Genomic DNA, 279 nt, shown 5'->3' on the forward strand with positions numbered 1-279 from the left:
AGATATCCTCGACATAGCCGAGGTTGTTCATCCGGTTTATGCGGTCGATGAAGATCACGCCCGGCTCGGCGTAGTCATAGGTGGCCCGCATGATCCGGTCCCACAGGTCGCGGGCGCGGATCGTCCTGTAGGTGCGGCCCCCGAAGACCAGCGGCCAGTCGGCGTCGGCCTCTCGCGCCTCCATGAAGGCGTCCGTCACCAGCACCGACAGGTTGAACATCCGCAGCCGCGCGGCGTCCTGCTTGGCGGCGATGAAGTCCTCGATGTCGGGGTGGTCGC

The 279-nt window shown here is 65.6% G+C and carries 1 protein-coding gene; it reads right to left on the reverse strand.

Going from position 1 to position 279, the window contains the following annotated elements; translation table 11 throughout:
• Positions 1 to 279: ribonucleotide reductase barrel domain-containing protein (locus CKO33_RS13290; RefSeq protein WP_500683419.1), on the reverse strand; the 279-nt coding region annotated here is incomplete at both ends.

Origin of the sequence: Ectothiorhodospira mobilis (assembly GCF_016584115.1) — a bacterium.
Taxonomy (GTDB): Bacteria; Pseudomonadota; Gammaproteobacteria; order Ectothiorhodospirales; family Ectothiorhodospiraceae; genus Ectothiorhodospira; species Ectothiorhodospira mobilis.